Source organism: Pseudomonas gingeri (assembly GCF_013385425.1).
GTDB classification, from domain to species: Bacteria; Pseudomonadota; Gammaproteobacteria; order Pseudomonadales; family Pseudomonadaceae; genus Aquipseudomonas; species Aquipseudomonas gingeri_D.
Map to the genome: position 1 here is coordinate 1 of NZ_JACAQA010000001.1, position 17,553 is coordinate 17,553.

Consider the following 17,553-nt stretch of genomic DNA (forward strand, 5'->3'; position numbering starts at 1 on the left):
CGGTGATCGATGGCGCCTCGTTTGGGGTGAGCCTGGCGGGATTTATCTTGCTGGGTGTGCCCGGGGTAGGAGTCGCTCTGATCCTTGTGGGCATGGCCCTGGCCGTTGTGAATATCCTCTTGAATGCCATCGTCAGTCTTTCCCAGTTGGAGAACTATCGCTGGGACGAAAAAGTGGGGTTGTTCTTCAGCAACCTGTTCGGCGCCTCAACGCTGCCGGGGATCCTGACCCAGCAGCAGATGCGTCAGGCGGCGGATCGATTGTTCACCGGCTTGCGGGAAGAGGGCATCGATCTTCTTCTGACGCCGATGATCAATGACGCGGACGATCACGATCAGACCAACCCGCTCAAGGATATTGGTGCGGTCAGCCAGGACACCAGCGTTCGCCAGCAGCCCAGGGGCTATACGTTGTCGCCGTCGGGGCTGACCTCGGATGACTTGACGTTCTGGGCGGATGCCAAGGACAAGGAAAAGACCGAACAGGTCCATAAGGGCTGGTACCTGCGCCGCCAGGAGGCTCGCCGGGGGCGAGAGCGCAAGCTGATGGTGACGATGCCTTCCACGCCGAGCACACGGCTGGAGGTACTGGATTTCGGTCCGACACCGACGATCCTGCTGTTCGGTGCCACACCTCATCTGCTGCTGGAGGCCAATCCGTTCGGCTGGGCAGCGGGAGAGTCACCGCAGGAGCAGGCCCTCAACAAATACCAGGTCAGGCTGCACCCCGAGACCGCCTACACCCTGCAGTTCAAAAAGAGCGTACTGACCTCAAAAGACTTTGACTCGAACTTTGGCAGCCAAACGGAGTTGATCGTGCCCGACGGGGAGTTCCAGCGGTTGCCTCAAGTGAGCCTGGACCTGTCCGGCCAGGACGATGCCCGCGAGACCATAGCGGAGTTGGACTTGTCCCGCTCTTCGCTGGAAGTCGCCAAATTCAAGGACAAGAGTGCATTCAACCTTGATCTGGTGAGTGCCGCTGACCACAGTGCCTGCGCGCTGGAGCAGGTGGTGCGGACCGTCCAACTGCCGGCCTATATCCGCTTCAAGAGCGGAGAAACCCACCCGGTGATGGCGGTGGTGGGGGAGGGCTCACGGATCACGCTGAGAAACTCGACGGGACGTTCGCTGCTGCTGTTGAGGCGGGAGGTTCGTCGTTGCGAGATTGAGATACAGGCGTCGGTCAGCGGTTTTGCGGTTTCTGTTTGAATCTCCAGGTCAGAGCGGGACTGGACCCAGGGCACTGCGCTCGGCATGTTGGCGCAGCGCCCACTGCACATGCTCCTGGACCAGTTCCGACGGGTAGTCCCGGCGGGTATTGAGGGCTTCAAGCACGGGGATCGTCGAGGGCGCATTCCCCAGCCCGACCGCCAGGTTGCGCAACCAGCGCTCATACCCCGCCCGGCGCAGTGGCGAGCCCTCGGTGTTTTTCAGAAAGGTCTCTTCGTCCCACAGGAACAGCTCGGCCAGCCCGGCATTGTCCAGGCTGTGTCGGGGCTTGAAGTCGCCTTCATCGGACGCGCGGGCGAAACGGTTCCATGGGCAGACGATCTGGCAATCGTCACAGCCAAACACCCGGTTGCCGATCAGCGGCCGCAACTCTTCCGGGATCGCGGTTTTCAGCTCGATGGTCAGGTACGAGATACAGCGCCGTGCGTCCAGCACATAGGGCCCGACAAACGCCGCCGTCGGACAGATATCCATGCATGCCGTGCAGCGCCCGCAATGTTCTGTGGCATGGGGAGCATCCACTGGTAGAGGCAGGTCGACAAACAGTTCACCGAGAAAGAAGTAGCTGCCGGCCTTGCGATTGAGCACCAGGGTGTTCTTGCCGATCCAGCCGAGCCCGGCCTGTTCGGCAATGGCCTTTTCCAGCACCGGGGCGCTGTCGACGAAGGCGCGGTAGCCAAAGGGTCCGATAACCTGCTGGATACGCTCGGCGAGCTGTTGCAGGCGCTTGCGGATCAATTTGTGATAGTCACGGCCCAGGGCATAGCGCGAGACATAGGCTTTTTCCGGTTGGCCCAGGCGCTGGGCCATCTGCGTGTCGCCCGGGAGGTAGTCCATGCGCAACGACACCACTCGCAACGTGCCGGGCACCAGCTCGTCGGGGTGTGAGCGTTTGCTGCCGTGGGCGCCCATGTAATCCATGTCGCCGTGATAGCCGGCATCGAGCCAGCGTTGCAGGTGCCGCTCATGCTCGCCCAGCTCCAGACCGGCGATGCCGACTTGCTGAAAGCCCAGTTCACGGCCCCATTCCTTGATGGATTGGGCGAGGGCGGGGAGGTCGACGCTATTTACAGGCATGAGACAGGAGAAACCTAGGCTTTGGTGCGTATAATTCTGCCAGACATCAGAGCTCGACGACGCATGCCGCAGACCAAACCGCCTTTTTCCGATATTCAGTCATTGACCCTCGCCACCCTGCCGAGCCTTCCCGCACGTGAACTGGACGCCCACAAAGGGCAGTTCGGCCATGTGCTGTTGATCGGCGGCGACCGGGGTTTTGGCGGCGCCATTCTGCTCGCGGCTGAAATGGCCTTGCGCGGTGGTGCCGGGCTGGTGTCCCTGGCGACACGTCCGGAACATGTGGCGGCCTCCCTGGCTCGGCTGCCGGAGGTGATGGCGCGGGGCATCGAGTCGGCCAATCAACTGATGACGGTGCTGGCCCAGGCTGGCGTGCTGGTGGTCGGCCCGGGGCTCGGTCAATCCGCGTGGAGCCGCAGCCTGTTGTCACTGGCGGCCAATGCCGGGTTGCCGCAAGTCTGGGATGCCGACGCCCTGAACCTGCTGGCCACGGGCAGCTTTACCTTGCCGGCGGACAGCGTGATCACCCCTCATCCAGGCGAAGCGGCACGCTTGCTGGGGATTTCCACGGCCGCTGTACAGGCGGATCGTCCCGCCGCCGCCCTCCGGCTGGCCCGGCAGTACCAGGCGGTCTGCGTGCTCAAGGGGGCGGGCAGCCTGATTGCCGCGCCGGACGGGCGCTTGTCGATCTGCGAACGCGGCCATCCGGCCATGGCCACCGCCGGGTTGGGCGATGTCCTCTCCGGTTTGCTCGGCGCCCTGCGCGCCCAGGGCTTGCCGGCTTACGACGCCACTTGCCTGGCGGTATGGCTGCACGCCAGTGCCGGCGAGCAGTCGGGTAAAAACGGCCGAGGACTGGCGGCCAGCGATCTGATCCCGGTCATTCGACAGTTGCTGGAGGAGCAATCACCGTGTCTGAACTAACCCTTCAACTGCCGGATGAAGAGGCCATGGTCGCCTTCGGCCGGAAAATCGCCGAAGTCACCCGTGGCATCGGGGTGATTTTCCTCGAAGGCGACCTCGGCGCCGGCAAGACCACCTTGTCCCGGGGCATCATTCGCGGCCTCGGCCATGCCGGCGCGGTGAAAAGTCCGACCTTTACCCTGGTTGAACCGTACGAAATCGCTGATATCCGTGCCTTCCATTTCGATCTGTATCGCCTGGTCGACCCGGAAGAGTTGGAATACATGGGGATTCGTGATTATTTCGACGGCGCGGCCCTGTGCCTGGTGGAGTGGCCACAGCGGGGCGAGGGCTTTTTGCCAAAGCCCGACCTGACCATTACCATTAGCCCGCATAATGGCGGTCGTTCGCTGTATCTGTTGTCCCAGGGCGCCCGAGGCGACTCCTGGTGTGCCGAACTGGCATTGGAAATCAAATAAATGATGGGGTTTGGTATGCGCATTCGCGCGTTGGTTGCTGTCGTGGGATTGTTGCTGGCGGCACTGGCCGTTGACGCCGTTGCGGCGACACAGGTCAAGAGTGTTCGCCTGTGGCGGGCCCCGGACAACACGCGTCTGGTGTTCGACCTCTCCGGCCCGGTCCAGCACAGTGTGTTCACCCTGACTTCTCCGGATCGGCTGGTGATCGATATCAATGGCGCGACCCTGAGTGGCCCGTTGAATGTGCCGACCGCCAACACCCCGATCAACAGCGTACGGGCGGCCCAGCGCACACCGACCGACCTGCGGGTGGTGGTTGACCTGAAAAAGGCGGTCACCCCGAAGAGCTTCGTCCTGGCGCCGAACGCGCAGTATGGCAACCGCCTGGTGGTCGACCTGTTCGACAACCCCGCCGATGCCGCGCCACCCGCGGCACCGGCCCCGACGGTGGCAACCGTGCCAGCGGTCCCGGTGACGCCAACGGAACCGGCGATCAAGCTGCCACCGGCGCCGGCGGGCAAGCGTGACATCATCGTGGTGATCGACGCCGGCCACGGTGGCGAAGACCCGGGTGCCTCCGGCTCCCGTGGCCAGCACGAGAAAGACGTGGTGCTGGCCATCGCCCGCGAACTGCAACGCCAGGTTGGCGGTATGAAGGGCTACCGCGCCGAGCTGACCCGTACCGGCGACTACTTTATCCCGCTGCGCGGCCGTACCGAGATCGCCCGCAAGAAAGGCGCCGATCTGTTCGTCTCGATTCACGCGGACGCCGCCCCTTCGGCCGCGGCCTTCGGTGCCTCGGTGTTCGCTTTGTCCGATCGCGGCGCTACTTCCGAGACTGCCCGTTGGCTGGCGGACAGTGAAAACCGCTCCGACCTGATCGGTGGGGCCGGTAACGTCAGCCTCGACGACAAGGACAAGATGCTCGCCGGCGTGTTGCTCGACCTGTCGATGACCGCTTCGCTGACCTCCAGCCTGAACGTCGGACAGAAGGTCCTGAGCAACATCGGCCGGGTTACGCCGCTGCACAAGCAGCGCGTCGAGCAAGCCGGGTTCATGGTACTGAAGTCGCCGGATATCCCGTCGATCCTGGTGGAGACCGGGTTTATCTCCAACTCCAACGAGGCGTCCAAGCTGGCCTCTTCGAATCACCAGCAGGCCCTGGCGCGCTCCATCAGTGCCGGTATCCGCCAGTTCTTCCAGCAGAACCCGCCACCGGGCACCTATATCGCCTGGCTGCGGGATTCCGGCAAGATCGCCGAGGGCCCGCGTGACCATCGCGTGGCCCCGGGCGAGACCCTGGCCATGCTCGCCGTGCGCTACCAGGTCTCGGCGTCGACCTTGCGCAGTGCCAACAACCTGACCAGCGACGAGCTGAAGGTCGGGCAGAACCTGACGATTCCGGGTGCGGAACTGGCGGCCAAACAATGAGTGAGGCCTTGAACAGCAGTTCTCGTATCGAACTGCTCAGCCCGCGACTGGCGAACCAGATTGCCGCCGGTGAGGTGGTCGAGCGCCCGGCCTCGGTGATCAAGGAACTGTTGGAAAACAGCCTGGATTCCGGCGCCAGGCGCATCGATGTGGATGTCGAACAGGCCGGGGTCAAGCTGCTGCGGGTGCGCGACGATGGCAGCGGCATCTCCGCCGACGACCTGCCGTTGGCCCTTGCGCGCCACGCCACCAGCAAGATTCGCGACCTGGAAGACCTGGAACGGGTGATGAGCCTCGGTTTCCGTGGCGAGGCCCTGGCCTCCATCAGTTCCGTCGCCCGGCTGACCCTGACTTCCCGCACCCGTGACGCCGACCAGGCCTGGCAGGTGGAAACCGAAGGTCGCGACATGGACGCCCGGGTGCAGCCGGCGGCCCATCCGGTGGGCACCTCGGTGGAAGTCCGCGACCTGTTTTTCAACACCCCGGCGCGGCGCAAGTTCCTCAAGGCCGAGAAGACCGAGTTCGATCACCTGCAGGAAGTGATCAAGCGCCTGGCCCTGGCCCGTTTCGACGTGGCCTTTCACCTGCGCCATAACGGCAAAAGCATTCTCAGCCTGCACGAGGCCCATGACGATGCGGCCCGTGCCCGGCGCGTGGCGGCGGTCTGCGGTGCAGGGTTCCTCGAACAGGCCCTGCCCATCGAAGTGGAACGCAACGGCCTGCACCTGTGGGGCTGGGTCGGCTTGCCGACCTTCTCCCGCAGCCAGGCGGACTTGCAGTATTTCTATGTGAATGGCCGCGCGGTGCGCGACAAGCTGGTGGCCCATGCGGTGCGCCAGGCCTATCGCGACGTGCTGTTCAATGGCCGGCACCCGACCTTCGTGCTGTTTTTCGAGGTCGATCCGGCGGTGGTCGACGTCAACGTGCACCCGACCAAACACGAAGTGCGGTTCCGTGACGGGCGCATGGTCCACGATTTCCTCTACGGCACCCTGCACCGCGCCCTGGGCGACGTGCGCCCGGAAGATCACCTGGCCGCGCCTGCCGCGGTGGCCGGCATGGTCCGGCCGACAGGGATCGAGGCCGGCGAGTTCGGTCCCCAGGGTGAAATGCGCCTGGCGGCCAATCTGCTGGAGCAACCCCAGTCGCAGCCTGCGTCCGCCTTTGCGCCGGCGGCCGGATCGGGCTCGGGGGCCGGTTATCAGTATCAGTACCGCCCGCAATCGACCCAGATGCCGCCCGCCGCCGAGGCCCAGGGCGTCTATCGCGAGTTTTTCGCGCCGCTGCCGGATGCGCTGGCATCGCCGACCCTGCCCGACAGCCAGGGCGATGTGCCGCCCCTGGGTTATGCGCTGGCGCAGCTCAAGGGCATCTATATCCTCAGCGAAAACGCCCAGGGCCTGGTGCTGGTGGATATGCACGCCGCCCATGAGCGGATCATGTACGAACGCCTGAAGATCGCCATGGCCAGCGAAGGCCTGAGCGGCCAGCCGTTGCTGGTGCCCGAATCCCTGGCGGTCAGCCAGCGCGAAGCCGATTGCGCCGAAGAACATGTAGGCTGGTTCCAGCGCCTGGGCTTCGAATTGCAGCGCCTGGGCCCGGAAACCCTGGCGATCCGGCAGATCCCGGCCCTGCTCAAGCAGGCCGAGGCCAATCGCCTGGTCCAGGACGTACTGGCCGACCTGATGGAATACGGCACCAGCGACCGGATCCAGGCGCACCTGAACGAATTGCTCGGAACCATGGCCTGCCACGGCGCGATTCGCGCCAACCGGCGCCTGGCCCTGGCGGAAATGAACGGTTTGCTGCGGGATATGGAAAACACCGAGCGCAGCGGCCAGTGCAACCACGGCCGGCCCACCTGGACCCAGCTCGGGCTGGATGATCTGGACAAACTGTTCTTGCGCGGTCGCTGATGATGGCTTCCAAGGCACTACCGCCGGCCATTTTCCTGATGGGCCCGACGGCGGCGGGCAAGACCGACCTGGCCATCGAGCTGACCAAGGTGCTGCCGTGCGAGCTGATCAGCGTCGATTCGGCCCTGGTCTACCGGGACATGGATATCGGCACGGCCAAGCCCTCGAAAGCACTGCTGGCGGAGTTTCCCCACCGTCTGATCGATATTCTCGACCCGGCACAGAGTTATTCGGCGGCGGAGTTTCGCAGCGACGCCCTGGCGGCGATGGCCGAGATCACCGCGCGCGGCAAGATTCCGCTGCTGGTGGGCGGCACCATGCTCTATTACAAGGCGTTGCTGGAGGGCCTGGCGGAGATGCCGGCGGCCGATCCGCAGATCCGTGCCGAAATCGAGGAAGAAGCCGCACGTTTGGGCTGGCAGGCCCTGCACGACCAGTTGGCGGTCATCGACCCGGTCTCGGCGGCGCGCATCCACCCCAATGACCCCCAGCGCCTGAGTCGGGCGCTGGAAGTCTATCGGGTCAGCGGATCGAGCATGACCGCCCACCGCCAGCGACAATCTGCGCAAAGTACTGACGCAGCCGCTTCGGGACGGCCGCAATTGCCCTATACTGTTGCCAACCTGGCTATCGCCCCGGCGAATCGCCAGGTTCTGCACGACCGAATTGCACAAAGATTCACACAAATGCTGGAACAGGGGTTCGTAGACGAGGTCGTAGCTCTGCGTAGGAGAAGTGACCTGCATGTCGGGTTGCCGTCCATACGTGCTGTGGGCTACAGGCAAGTCTGGGAGCATCTGGAGGGCAAGCTGACGTCAGCCGAAATGCAGGAGCGCGGCATAATTGCCACGCGCCAGTTGGCAAAGCGCCAGTTCACCTGGTTGCGCAGCTGGACGGATCTGCACTGGCTCGACAGCCTGGACTGCGACAATCTGCCACGCGCCTTGAAATACCTTGGGACGATCTCCATATTGGGCTGAGTCCTTGCAATTGCCGTCTATCCTTGGGGGAAAGGCGGTACAAGCCATCCATTTACCCATTTTTTATTATTGATCCTTAAAGGAGTGCGGCACATGTCAAAAGGGCATTCGCTACAAGACCCTTACTTGAATACCTTGCGTAAAGAGAAGGTCGGGGTTTCCATCTATCTGGTCAACGGTATCAAACTGCAAGGCACGATCGAATCCTTCGACCAGTTCGTGATCCTGCTGAAGAACACCGTCAGCCAGATGGTCTACAAGCACGCCATCTCGACAGTGGTGCCGGTTCGTCCAATTCGTCTGCCTAGCGCAACCGAAACCGAACAGGGTGACGCTGAGCCAGGTAACGCCTGATAGGAGTCTCCTTTGTTCTTTGAGCGCCACGGTGGTGGTGAACGGACCATTCTCGTTCACTTGGAAGGTCAGGACCCTGAGGCGCGCGAAGATCCGCAGGAGTTTCAGGAGTTGGCAGTATCGGCAGGTGCCGAGACCGTCGCGTTCTTCAACGTGCCGCGTCATCGGCCAACCGCCAAGTATCTGATTGGCACTGGCAAGGTCGAGGAGCTTCGCGACCTGGTCAAGGCCGAGCAGGTCGATATCGTGATTTTCAATCACATCCTCACGCCCAGCCAGGAACGTAACCTCGAACGTGTCTTCGAGTGTCGCGTGCTGGATCGCACGGGCCTGATTCTCGATATTTTCGCCCAGCGCGCCCGCACCCATGAAGGCAAGCTCCAGGTCGAACTGGCCCAGCTTGAGCACATGAGCACGCGGTTGGTCCGCGGCTGGACTCACCTTGAGCGGCAGAAAGGCGGTATCGGCCTGCGCGGTCCGGGTGAAACCCAGCTGGAAACCGACCGGCGCTTGCTGCGGGTACGCCTGCGGCAGATCAAGGGGCGCCTGGAAAAGGTCCGCAGCCAGCGCGAGCAGTCTCGCCGCGGGCGCAAGCGGGCCGATATCCCGACGGTGTCGCTGGTGGGCTATACCAACGCCGGCAAGTCGACGCTGTTCAATGCGGTCACCGAATCCGACGTGTATGCGGCGGACCAGCTGTTCGCCACCCTCGACCCGACCCTGCGCCGTCTCGAACTCGACGACCTCGGGCCGATCGTGCTGGCCGACACCGTGGGGTTTATCCGTCACCTGCCGCACAAGCTGGTCGAGGCTTTCCGGGCTACGCTCGAAGAGTCGAGCAACTCCGACCTGTTGCTGCACGTGATCGACGCCGCGGAACCGGACCGGATGCTGCAGATCGAGCAGGTCATGGTGGTACTCGGCGAGATCGGGGCCCAGGACTTGCCGATCCTCGAGGTCTACAACAAGCTTGATCTGCTCGAGGGCGTCGAGCCGCAGATCCAGCGCGATGAAGACGGCAAGCCACAGCGGGTCTGGCTCAGCGCCCGGGACGGGCAGGGGCTGGAGCTGCTCGAACAGGCGATTGCCGAGTTGCTGGGCAACGATTTGTTCGTCGGCACCTTGCGCTTGCCGCAGCGTTTTGCTCGACTGCGTGCACAGTTCTTCGAGATGGGCGCGGTGCAGAAGGAAGAACACGACGAAGAAGGCAGTTGTCTGCTGTCCGTCCGTTTGCCCAGGGCCGAGCTCAATCGAGTGGTCTCGCGCGAAGGGATGAAGGCGCCGGAATTCATCGAACAACACACTTTGCAATAAAAGCCTGGGAAAGCGGTTGTGCCGCGTTGACAGGCATTCTGTAGCATTGGTCGGCGCGCCGCGGGCGCGTCTTTGCTTTATCAGATGGAGAGCGCTATGGCTTGGAATGAGCCGGGTGGCAACTCGAACAATCAGGATCCTTGGGGTGGCAAGCGCCGTAACAACGGCGACCGCAAGGGGCCGCCGGATCTCGACGAAGCCTTCCGCAAGCTGCAGGAGAGCCTGAACGGGTTGTTCGGTGGCGGTAAGAAACGCGGTGACGATGGCGGTTCGGGCGGTGGCAAGGGCGGCGGTTTCGGCCTGCTGGGCATTGGCCTCGTCGTGCTCGCGGCCATGTGGCTGTACAGCGCGGTCTATGTCGTCGATGAGCAGGAGCAGGCTGTCGTGCTGCGCTTCGGCAAGTACTACGAAACCGTAGGGCCGGGCCTGAACATCTATTTCCCGCCGATCGACAAGAAGTTCCTGGAGAACGTCACCCGTGAGCGGGCGTACACCAAGCAGGGCCAGATGCTGACCGAAGACGAGAACATCGTCGAAGTGCCGCTGACCGTGCAGTACAAGATCAGCAACCTGCAGGACTTCGTGTTGAACGTCGACCAGCCGGAAATCAGTCTGCAACAGGCCACCGACAGTGCCCTGCGCCACGTGGTGGGTTCCACCGCGATGGACCAGGTGCTGACCGAAGGGCGCGTGCAGATGGCCGGCGAGATCAAGGAGCGTCTGCAACGCTTCCTCGACACCTACCGTACCGGTATCACCGTGACCCAGGTGAACGTCCAGAGCGCCGCCGCGCCCCGTGAAGTCCAGGAAGCCTTCGACGACGTGATCCGTGCCCGTGAGGACGAACAGCGTTCGCGCAACCAGGCCGAAGGTTACGCCAACGGCGTGGTCCCGGAAGCCCGTGGCCAGGCCCAGCGTATCCTCGAGGATGCCAACGGCTATCGCGACGAAGTGGTGTCCCGCGCCAAGGGTGAGGCCGACCGCTTCACCAAGCTGGTGGCCGAGTACCGCAAGGCGCCGGAAGTCACCCGTGAACGCCTGTACCTGGACACCCTGCAGGAAGTCTTCAGCAACACCAGCAAGGTACTCGTGACCGGGAACAAGAATGGCCAGAGCAACCTGCTTTACCTGCCGCTGGACAAGATGATCCAGAGCGGTTCCGGCGCCGGTACGCCGGCCAAGGTGGTGGGGTCGATGGCCAGTGGCAACACTGATGTCACGCCGCACATCACCGAGCCGCAACCCACTCGCACCCGGGAGAGCCGCTGATGAGCAATAAATCACTGATCGCCCTGGTCCTCGGGGTCATCGTGGCAGTGGCTGCCTGGAACTGCTTCTACATTGTGTTGCAGACCGAGCGGGCCGTCCTGCTGCAATTCGGCCGTGTGGTCGAGGCCGATGTCCAGCCAGGCCTGCATGTGAAGCTGCCCTACGTCAACCAGGTGCGCAAGTTCGACGCCCGCCTGATGACCCTGGATGCTCCGACGCAGCGCTTCCTGACCCTGGAAAAGAAAGCCGTGATGGTCGATGCCTACGCCAAGTGGCGGGTCAAGGACGCCGAGCGTTTCTATACCGCGACTTCCGGTCTGAAGCAGATCGCCGACGAGCGTCTGTCCCGGCGTCTGGAGTCGGGCCTGCGTGACCAGTTCGGTAAACGCACCCTGCACGAAGTGGTCTCCGGTGAACGTGATGCGCTGATGGCTGACATCACCGCCTCGCTGAACGCCATGGCCGCCAAGGAGTTGGGTATCGAAGTGGTCGACGTCCGGGTCAAGGCCATCGACCTGCCGAAGGAAGTCAACCGCAGCGTCTTCGAACGCATGAGCACCGAGCGTGAGCGCGAGGCTCGTGAGCACCGCGCCAAGGGTAACGAACTGGCCGAAGGCATTCGTGCCGACGCCGATCGCCAGCGCCGTGTATTGTTGGCCGAAGCCTATCGCCAGTCGGAAGAAGCCCGCGGTGATGGTGATGCCCAGGCCGCCGCAATCTATTCCAAGGCCTACGGCCAGGACCAGGAGTTCTACGCGTTCTACCGTAGCCTGCGCGCCTACCGTGAAAGCTTTGCGGACAAGAGCGACGTGCTGGTGCTGGACCCGAGCAGCGACTTTTTCCGTTATCTGGAAAAAGCCAAGCCCTGATCCAAGACGTATCGTGTCCCCCCTCCGCCCGGCAGCTAAAATGCCGGGCGGGGTGATCCTTTCGGAAAACGGGTGTATGATGCGGCAGCCGGGAAATTCCCGGCTTTTTTGCGTCTGTATGTTTGATTGGCGGACGGCGGGTTGATCGACCCGACAGGTTTTTCGAGGAAAGTGGTAGGCGAAGCCGATTTCAGGCTGTTCGTCGCGTCGTTCTTGCGCGCGTGTTAACCATTTTCTGCTTCACTCAAGGCTCGCCTGTGGGCTTGCTGCCCAGATCATAGGGGAAAGGCGTTAATGGCAACGGTAGATCGCTGGCTTCTGCCAGATGGCATCGAAGAAGTACTGCCGCCTGAAGCGGCGCGCATCGAAGTGGCGCGGCGTCAGGTGTTGGACCTGTTCCAGAGCTGGGGCTATGAGTTCGTTGTCACCCCGCATATCGAGTATCTGGAATCCTTGTTGACCGGCGCCGGCCAGGACCTGGACCTGCGCACCTTCAAGGTGATCGACCCGCAGTCGGGTCGGCAGATGGGGTTTCGCGCGGACATCACGCCGCAGGTGGCGCGTATCGACGCCCACACCCTGCGTCGCGAAGGCCCGAGCCGCCTGTGCTACGCCGGCAGTGTGCTGCATGCACAGCCGCGGGCCCTGTCGTCCTCGCGCAGCCCGATCCAGTTGGGCGCCGAGTTGTACGGCGATGCCAGCCCGAGCAGCGACGTCGAAGTCATCAGCCTGATGCTGGCGATGCTGCAACTGGCCGATGTGCCGGATGTGCACATGGACCTCGGTCACGTCGGTATCTACCGTGGCCTGGCTCGCGCCGCCGGTTTGTCCGGTGAAGTGGAACAACAGTTGTTCGATGCCCTGCAACGCAAGGCGATCGATGAAGTGATCCAACTGACCGAAGGTTTGCCGGCCGATCTGGCCGCGATGCTGCGGGCGCTGGTGGATCTGTGTGGCGGCCGCGAAGTGCTGGTGGCGGCCCGTGAGCGCCTGGCGGGTGCCCCGGCGCAGGTCGCTGCGGCGCTGGATGACCTGCTGGCGATTGCCGAGCGGCTGTCCACGCGCTTCCCGCAATTGCCGTTGTATTTCGACCTGGGCGAGTTGCGCGGTTACCACTACCACACCGGTGTGGTGTTCGCGGTGTTCGTTCCGGGTGTCGGCCAGGCCATCGCCCAGGGCGGTCGCTACGACGATATCGGCGCGGACTTCGGCCGTGCACGTCCGGCGACAGGCTTTTCCACCGATTTGAAAACCCTGGTGACCCTGGGGCGTGCCGAAATCGAGCTACCGTCTGGCGGTATCTGGATGCCTGACAGCACGGATGCGGCACTCTGGCAGTTGGTCTGCCAGTTGCGCGGCGAGGGTCAGCGTGTGGTCCAGGCCTTGCCCGGACAACCATCGGCCGCCGCCCGCGAAGCGGACTGCGACCGGCAATTGATTCAGCAGAACGGGCTTTGGCAAGTATTGCCGCTGGCTTCTTGAGTTTTCCCGCCGGCGGCTGCCGGCACCAAGTTTGCGCGAATGAGGACAAGTGTTATGGGTAAGAATGTCGTAGTCCTGGGCACCCAGTGGGGTGATGAGGGCAAAGGCAAGATCGTTGATCTGCTGACCGAACATGCTGCCGCCGTGGTGCGCTATCAAGGTGGCCACAACGCTGGCCACACCCTGGTGATCGACGGTGAGAAAACCGTCCTGCACCTGATCCCGTCGGGTGTACTGCGTGAAGGCGTTCAGTGCCTGATCGGCAACGGCGTGGTGGTTGCACCGGACGCCCTGCTGCGGGAAATCACCAAGCTGGAAGAGAAAGGCGTACCAGTGCGCGAGCGCCTGCGTATCAGCCCGTCCTGCCCGCTGATCCTGTCCTATCACGTCGCCCTGGACCAGGCGCGCGAAAAAGCCCGTGGCGAGCTGAAGATCGGTACCACCGGTCGTGGTATCGGCCCGGCGTACGAAGACAAGGTCGCGCGTCGCGGCCTGCGTATCGGCGACCTGTTCCACCGCGAGCGTTTTGCCGCGAAGCTGGGCGAGTTGCTCGACTACCACAACTTCGTGCTGGTCAATTACTACAAAGAGCCGGCCATCGACTTCCAGAAGACGCTCGATGAGTGCATGGAATACGCCGAGATGCTCAAGCCGATGATGCTTGACGTCACCGCCGAGCTGCACAACCTGCGTCGTGCCGGCAAGGACATCATGTTCGAAGGTGCCCAGGGTTCGTTGCTGGACATCGACCACGGTACCTACCCGTACGTCACCAGCTCCAACACCACCGCCGGCGGCATCGCCACCGGTTCGGGCGTGGGTCCGATGTACCTGGATTACATCCTGGGCATCACCAAGGCCTACACCACTCGTGTCGGTTCGGGTCCGTTCCCGACTGAGCTGTTCGATGACGTCGGTGCCTTCCTGGCCAAGCGTGGCCACGAATTCGGTGCAACCACCGGTCGTGCCCGCCGTTGCGGCTGGTTCGATGCCGTGATCCTGCGTCGCGCCATCGACGTCAACAGCATCTCGGGCCTGTGCCTGACCAAGCTGGACGTGCTCGACGGTCTTGAAACCATCAATATCTGCGTGGGTTACAAGAACGAAAACGGTGCGGTCATCGACGCGCCGACCGATGCCGACAGCTATATCGGCCTGGAGCCGGTGTACGAAGAAATGCCGGGCTGGACCGAGTCGACCCTGGGGGCCAAGACCCTGGAAGAGCTGCCGGCGGCCGCTCGTGCTTACATCAAGCGCGTCGAAGAATTGGTCGGTGCCCCGATCGACATTATTTCGACAGGTCCGGATCGCAACGAAACCATCGTTCTGCGTCACCCGTTCGCCTGATAAGCCGTTGATGTAGATCACAAAGACCCCCTTTTGGGGGTCTTTGTCGTTTCTGCCTGTTGTTCGGCACGGGCCTTGCTGGGATTATCCTCTAAAAAGGGTGCTATCAAATTAATGGCGCCAAAGTCGAGGAATCTCCAGTGTCGGCCGTTCTCTCACTGTTACAAAGCCGTCTATTGCGGCCTGTGTTCGTTACCCTGGGTATCGCTCTTTTGGTGCAGGTGCTGGTGGCGGTCGCTCTGACCCGAAGCACGGTCACTGCGCTGGAGGCTGATCTGGGCGCTCGCCTGGGTATCGACAGCCAGAAGCTGTCCGGGGAGCTGGAGCAGGCGGGCAAAGAGGTGACGTCGAGTCTCGACAGCCTTTCGGTCAATACGCGCCAGCGTCTGAACAGCGGCTTGTCCTCGCGACTGAAGGATGAGCAGGCCCAGTTGCGTACGGCGTTGGAGAAGGATCTGCAGGATTCGGCCAACGACATGGCGCAGCTATTGGCTTCCGTGGCCCCGCGAGCCATGTGGGATAACGATGTACCGACCCTTTCCGAATTCGCCCGTCGCGCCCAGCGCAATCCGAATGTTCTGTTCGTGGTCTATGACGATGCGGCTGGCGAACACCTGACCCGCTACCTGAACCGTGAAAACCCGATCAACCAGGCTCTTTTGGCCAAGGGTGAGGGTGAGCGGGCGCTGGACAAGGTGCTCAGTGCGGCGAAGAACGATCCATCGGTCTACTACGTCGAAGCGTCGATCAGCCCTAACGGTGTGGAGATCGGCAAGGTGCGGATGGGGGTTTCCACAGCCTCGGTCGAGACCGAACTGAAGGCGCTGGACCAGCGTTTCACGACCTTGATCGCCAGCAGCGACAAGCTGGTGGGCGATAGCCTGCAAGGGGCGTCGGCGGACAGTTCCAAGGCCATGCAGGCGCGCTTGCAATCGGCTCAGGCCACCGCTTCGCAAATGCAGGCCAATACCACGGCAACCGTGCAGGATGCGGCGCAGACCCTGCGTTGGCGGATCGGCATGGGTCTGGCCCTGGTCGGTCTCGGCGTGCTGCTGTTACTGGCGGTGGTGCTCGGGCGGCGGGTGGTCAACAAGCTGCATCTGCTGATTGCAGCTTTGAATGACCTGGCAGCCGGGGAGGGTGATCTGACCAAGCGCGTCCAGCTCAACAGCAATGATGAAATCGGTGATATGGCTTCGGCGGTGAACCGTTTTGTCGAAAAGCTGCAGCCTATCGTGCGGGAAGCGGGTGATGTGGCCCAGCGTACCGGAGTGGAAATCGGCCAGATGACTTTGCGCAACGCCGGTGCCGATGCCGCCGCGAATTTGCAGCGTGACGAAGTGGCGCAGAGCTTGCGCGAATTGTCGAAGATGGCCGATGACGCGCAGACCGAAAGCCATGCGATGCAGGCGGCGTTGAAGCAGGTGGTGGATATTCGCCAGGCGACCGATGAAAACACCCGGACTTCGAATCAGGTCGGCAATCTGATCGAGGCCCTGGCTGGACAGGTGGATACCGGTTCCAAGGTAATCGAGCGGCTGGCGCAGCAGAGTGAGCAGATTGAAGTGGTGCTGACGGTGATTCACGGGATTGCCGAGCAGACCAATCTTTTGGCCCTGAACGCGGCCATCGAGGCGGCGCGGGCGGGTGAAACCGGTCGCGGGTTTGCCGTGGTGGCGGATGAGGTGCGAGCGTTGGCGAGCAAGACGCAAAGCTCCACCGGCGATATCCAGGCGCATATCGGTGCTTTGCAGCAGGGCGCGCGGGAGGCGGTGGCGGCTATTGGGCAGGCGGGGCGTCAGGCCAGTGAAGGTTTGGCGGTGTTGCGCAGCAGTGTGAAGTTGCAGCAGAGCGTGCAGTCTTCGGTGGAGCAGGTGCATGCGGCGATTGGCCTGGCGACCAAGGCGGCGGCCCATCAGGCCGAAGGCGCGCATGCGGTGCGTGGGCGGGTCGAGGTGATCCATGCCCAGGCCGAGCGCGCGGCGCAGGCGGTGGTGGAGACCACGGCCAGCGGCAAGGTGCTCGACAGCCTGGCGGGGCAGCTCAAGGCGAGCCTGGGGCAGTTCCGGGCCTGATGCGGGGTGTCAGTGCTGGCCTCTTCGCGGGCAAGCTCCGCTCCCACGGGATTTGTGCCGCGCCGCCAATCTACGGCCAGGCGCGGACACTGTGGGAGCGGAGCTTGCCCGCGAAGAGGGCCTCAAGAGCGCCAAAGTACTTTCAGGCATGCTCCTGGCCTTAGCCGCGCCATCAATGCCGCTGAGAGTAGGGGTAAGAGTGAGTTGAAATGATTGAACCCCAGAAACGCAAAAACCCGCTTTCGCGGGTTTTTGTGAGATTTCAGAGTGATACTCTGAAACTTGAATTGGTGCCCAGAAGAAGACTCGAACTTCCACGACCTTGCGGTCACCAGCACCTGAAGCTGGCGTGTCTACCAATTTCACCATCTGGGCAGCATCAGCAGCGTTGCGCGCCGTTGATGGGTCGCACTATACGGAGAGCCTTTTGATCTGTAAACCCCTGTTTTTGCTTTTAATTAAATCTCGGGTGCGGCTCGGTATCCGCCAGGGGCGGGTGCTGGGGTCGGAAGATTTGCAGGAGGCAGAAACGCAAAAACCCGCTTTCGCGGGTTTTCGTGAGATTCCAGAGTGTTACTCTGAAACTTGAATTGGTGCCCAGAAGAAGACTCGAACTTCCACGACCTTGCGGTCACCAGCACCTGAAGCTGGCGTGTCTACCAATTTCACCATCTGGGCAGTATCGTCAACGTCTCCGTCGTCGATGGCGCGCACTATACGGAGGCGCCTTTTAACTGTAAACCCCTGTCATGAAAAAAACCAAAAAAAACGCTTCAATGTGCATCAGCCGGCATTTTTCACGCGGACAAATGGGTTTTAAGGCCGCCT

14 protein-coding genes, 2 tRNA genes and 1 pseudogene are annotated in these 17,553 nt (G+C 62.6%); 14 read left to right on the plus strand and 3 right to left on the minus strand.

Annotation, left to right across the window (positions count from 1 at the left end):
- Positions 1-1,208, plus strand: a pseudogene (locus HX830_RS00005) (hypothetical protein); the annotation flags it as partial.
- 9 nt (positions 1,209-1,217) lie between these two features.
- Here the strand turns inward: HX830_RS00005 and queG are convergent.
- Positions 1,218-2,306, minus strand: a complete 1,089-nt coding sequence (queG, locus tag HX830_RS00010; protein WP_177098561.1) for a tRNA epoxyqueuosine(34) reductase QueG — start codon at positions 2,304-2,306, stop codon at positions 1,218-1,220.
- 63 nt (positions 2,307-2,369) lie between these two features.
- Between queG and HX830_RS00015 the strand changes: the two genes are divergently transcribed.
- From HX830_RS00015 to HX830_RS00070, 12 genes are all read left to right on the plus strand, one after another.
- Positions 2,370-3,230, plus strand: a complete 861-nt coding sequence (locus tag HX830_RS00015) for an NAD(P)H-hydrate dehydratase (protein ID WP_177098562.1) — start codon at positions 2,370-2,372, stop codon at positions 3,228-3,230.
- Entirely contained in the window at positions 3,218-3,688 is a 471-nt protein-coding gene (tsaE, locus tag HX830_RS00020) for a tRNA (adenosine(37)-N6)-threonylcarbamoyltransferase complex ATPase subunit type 1 TsaE (RefSeq protein WP_177098563.1), read from the plus strand. The genes HX830_RS00015 and tsaE overlap by 13 nt, the downstream gene beginning before the upstream one ends.
- A gap of 3 nt (positions 3,689-3,691) precedes the next feature.
- Complete coding sequence (locus HX830_RS00025) at positions 3,692-5,119, plus strand: N-acetylmuramoyl-L-alanine amidase (RefSeq protein WP_218171162.1); 1,428 nt, start codon at positions 3,692-3,694, stop codon at positions 5,117-5,119.
- A complete protein-coding gene (gene mutL, locus HX830_RS00030; RefSeq protein ID WP_371317459.1) occupies positions 5,116-7,035 on the plus strand; it encodes a DNA mismatch repair endonuclease MutL in 1,920 nt (639 codons plus the stop codon). Before HX830_RS00025 ends, mutL begins: the two co-directional genes overlap by 4 nt.
- On the plus strand, positions 7,035-8,015 hold the full coding sequence (gene miaA, locus HX830_RS00035; protein ID WP_177098566.1) for a tRNA (adenosine(37)-N6)-dimethylallyltransferase MiaA: 981 nt from the start codon (positions 7,035-7,037) through the stop codon (positions 8,013-8,015). Before mutL ends, miaA begins: the two co-directional genes overlap by 1 nt.
- Before the next feature lie 93 nt (positions 8,016-8,108).
- Complete coding sequence (gene hfq / locus HX830_RS00040; protein ID WP_040063849.1) at positions 8,109-8,369, plus strand: RNA chaperone Hfq; 261 nt, start codon at positions 8,109-8,111, stop codon at positions 8,367-8,369.
- A gap of 12 nt (positions 8,370-8,381) precedes the next feature.
- Complete coding sequence (gene hflX / locus HX830_RS00045) at positions 8,382-9,683, plus strand: ribosome rescue GTPase HflX (protein ID WP_103498405.1); 1,302 nt, start codon at positions 8,382-8,384, stop codon at positions 9,681-9,683.
- Between the two features lie 96 nt (positions 9,684-9,779).
- Positions 9,780-10,952 carry an FtsH protease activity modulator HflK gene (gene hflK / locus HX830_RS00050; protein WP_177098567.1) on the plus strand — a complete coding sequence of 391 codons (1,173 nt, stop codon included), beginning with the start codon at positions 9,780-9,782 and terminating at the stop codon, positions 10,950-10,952.
- The gene (gene hflC, locus HX830_RS00055; protein WP_103498403.1) at positions 10,952-11,821 is read left to right on the plus strand and encodes a protease modulator HflC; all 870 of its coding nucleotides are present in this window, start codon (positions 10,952-10,954) and stop codon (positions 11,819-11,821) included. The genes hflK and hflC overlap by 1 nt, the downstream gene beginning before the upstream one ends.
- A gap of 294 nt (positions 11,822-12,115) precedes the next feature.
- Positions 12,116-13,303, plus strand: a complete 1,188-nt coding sequence (locus tag HX830_RS00060; protein ID WP_103498402.1) for an ATP phosphoribosyltransferase regulatory subunit — start codon at positions 12,116-12,118, stop codon at positions 13,301-13,303.
- Positions 13,304-13,357: 54 nt separating this feature from the next.
- Positions 13,358-14,650, plus strand: a complete 1,293-nt coding sequence (locus HX830_RS00065) for an adenylosuccinate synthase (RefSeq protein WP_103498401.1) — start codon at positions 13,358-13,360, stop codon at positions 14,648-14,650.
- Positions 14,651-14,790: 140 nt separating this feature from the next.
- Positions 14,791-16,725 carry a methyl-accepting chemotaxis protein gene (locus HX830_RS00070; protein ID WP_177098568.1) on the plus strand — a complete coding sequence of 645 codons (1,935 nt, stop codon included), beginning with the start codon at positions 14,791-14,793 and terminating at the stop codon, positions 16,723-16,725.
- Between the two features lie 288 nt (positions 16,726-17,013).
- Here the strand turns inward: HX830_RS00070 and HX830_RS00075 are convergent.
- Positions 17,014-17,100, minus strand: a tRNA-Leu gene (locus tag HX830_RS00075).
- On the opposite strand from HX830_RS00075, the gene HX830_RS00080 reads away from it, so the two are divergent.
- On the plus strand, positions 17,075-17,314 hold the full coding sequence (locus HX830_RS00080; RefSeq protein ID WP_177098569.1) for a hypothetical protein: 240 nt from the start codon (positions 17,075-17,077) through the stop codon (positions 17,312-17,314). The two genes, HX830_RS00075 and HX830_RS00080, sit on opposite strands and share 26 nt — an antisense overlap.
- Before the next feature lie 2 nt (positions 17,315-17,316).
- Here HX830_RS00080 and HX830_RS00085 read toward each other — a convergent pair.
- Positions 17,317-17,403: transfer RNA gene (locus HX830_RS00085), tRNA-Leu, on the minus strand.
- Positions 17,404-17,553: the final 150 nt, after the last annotated feature.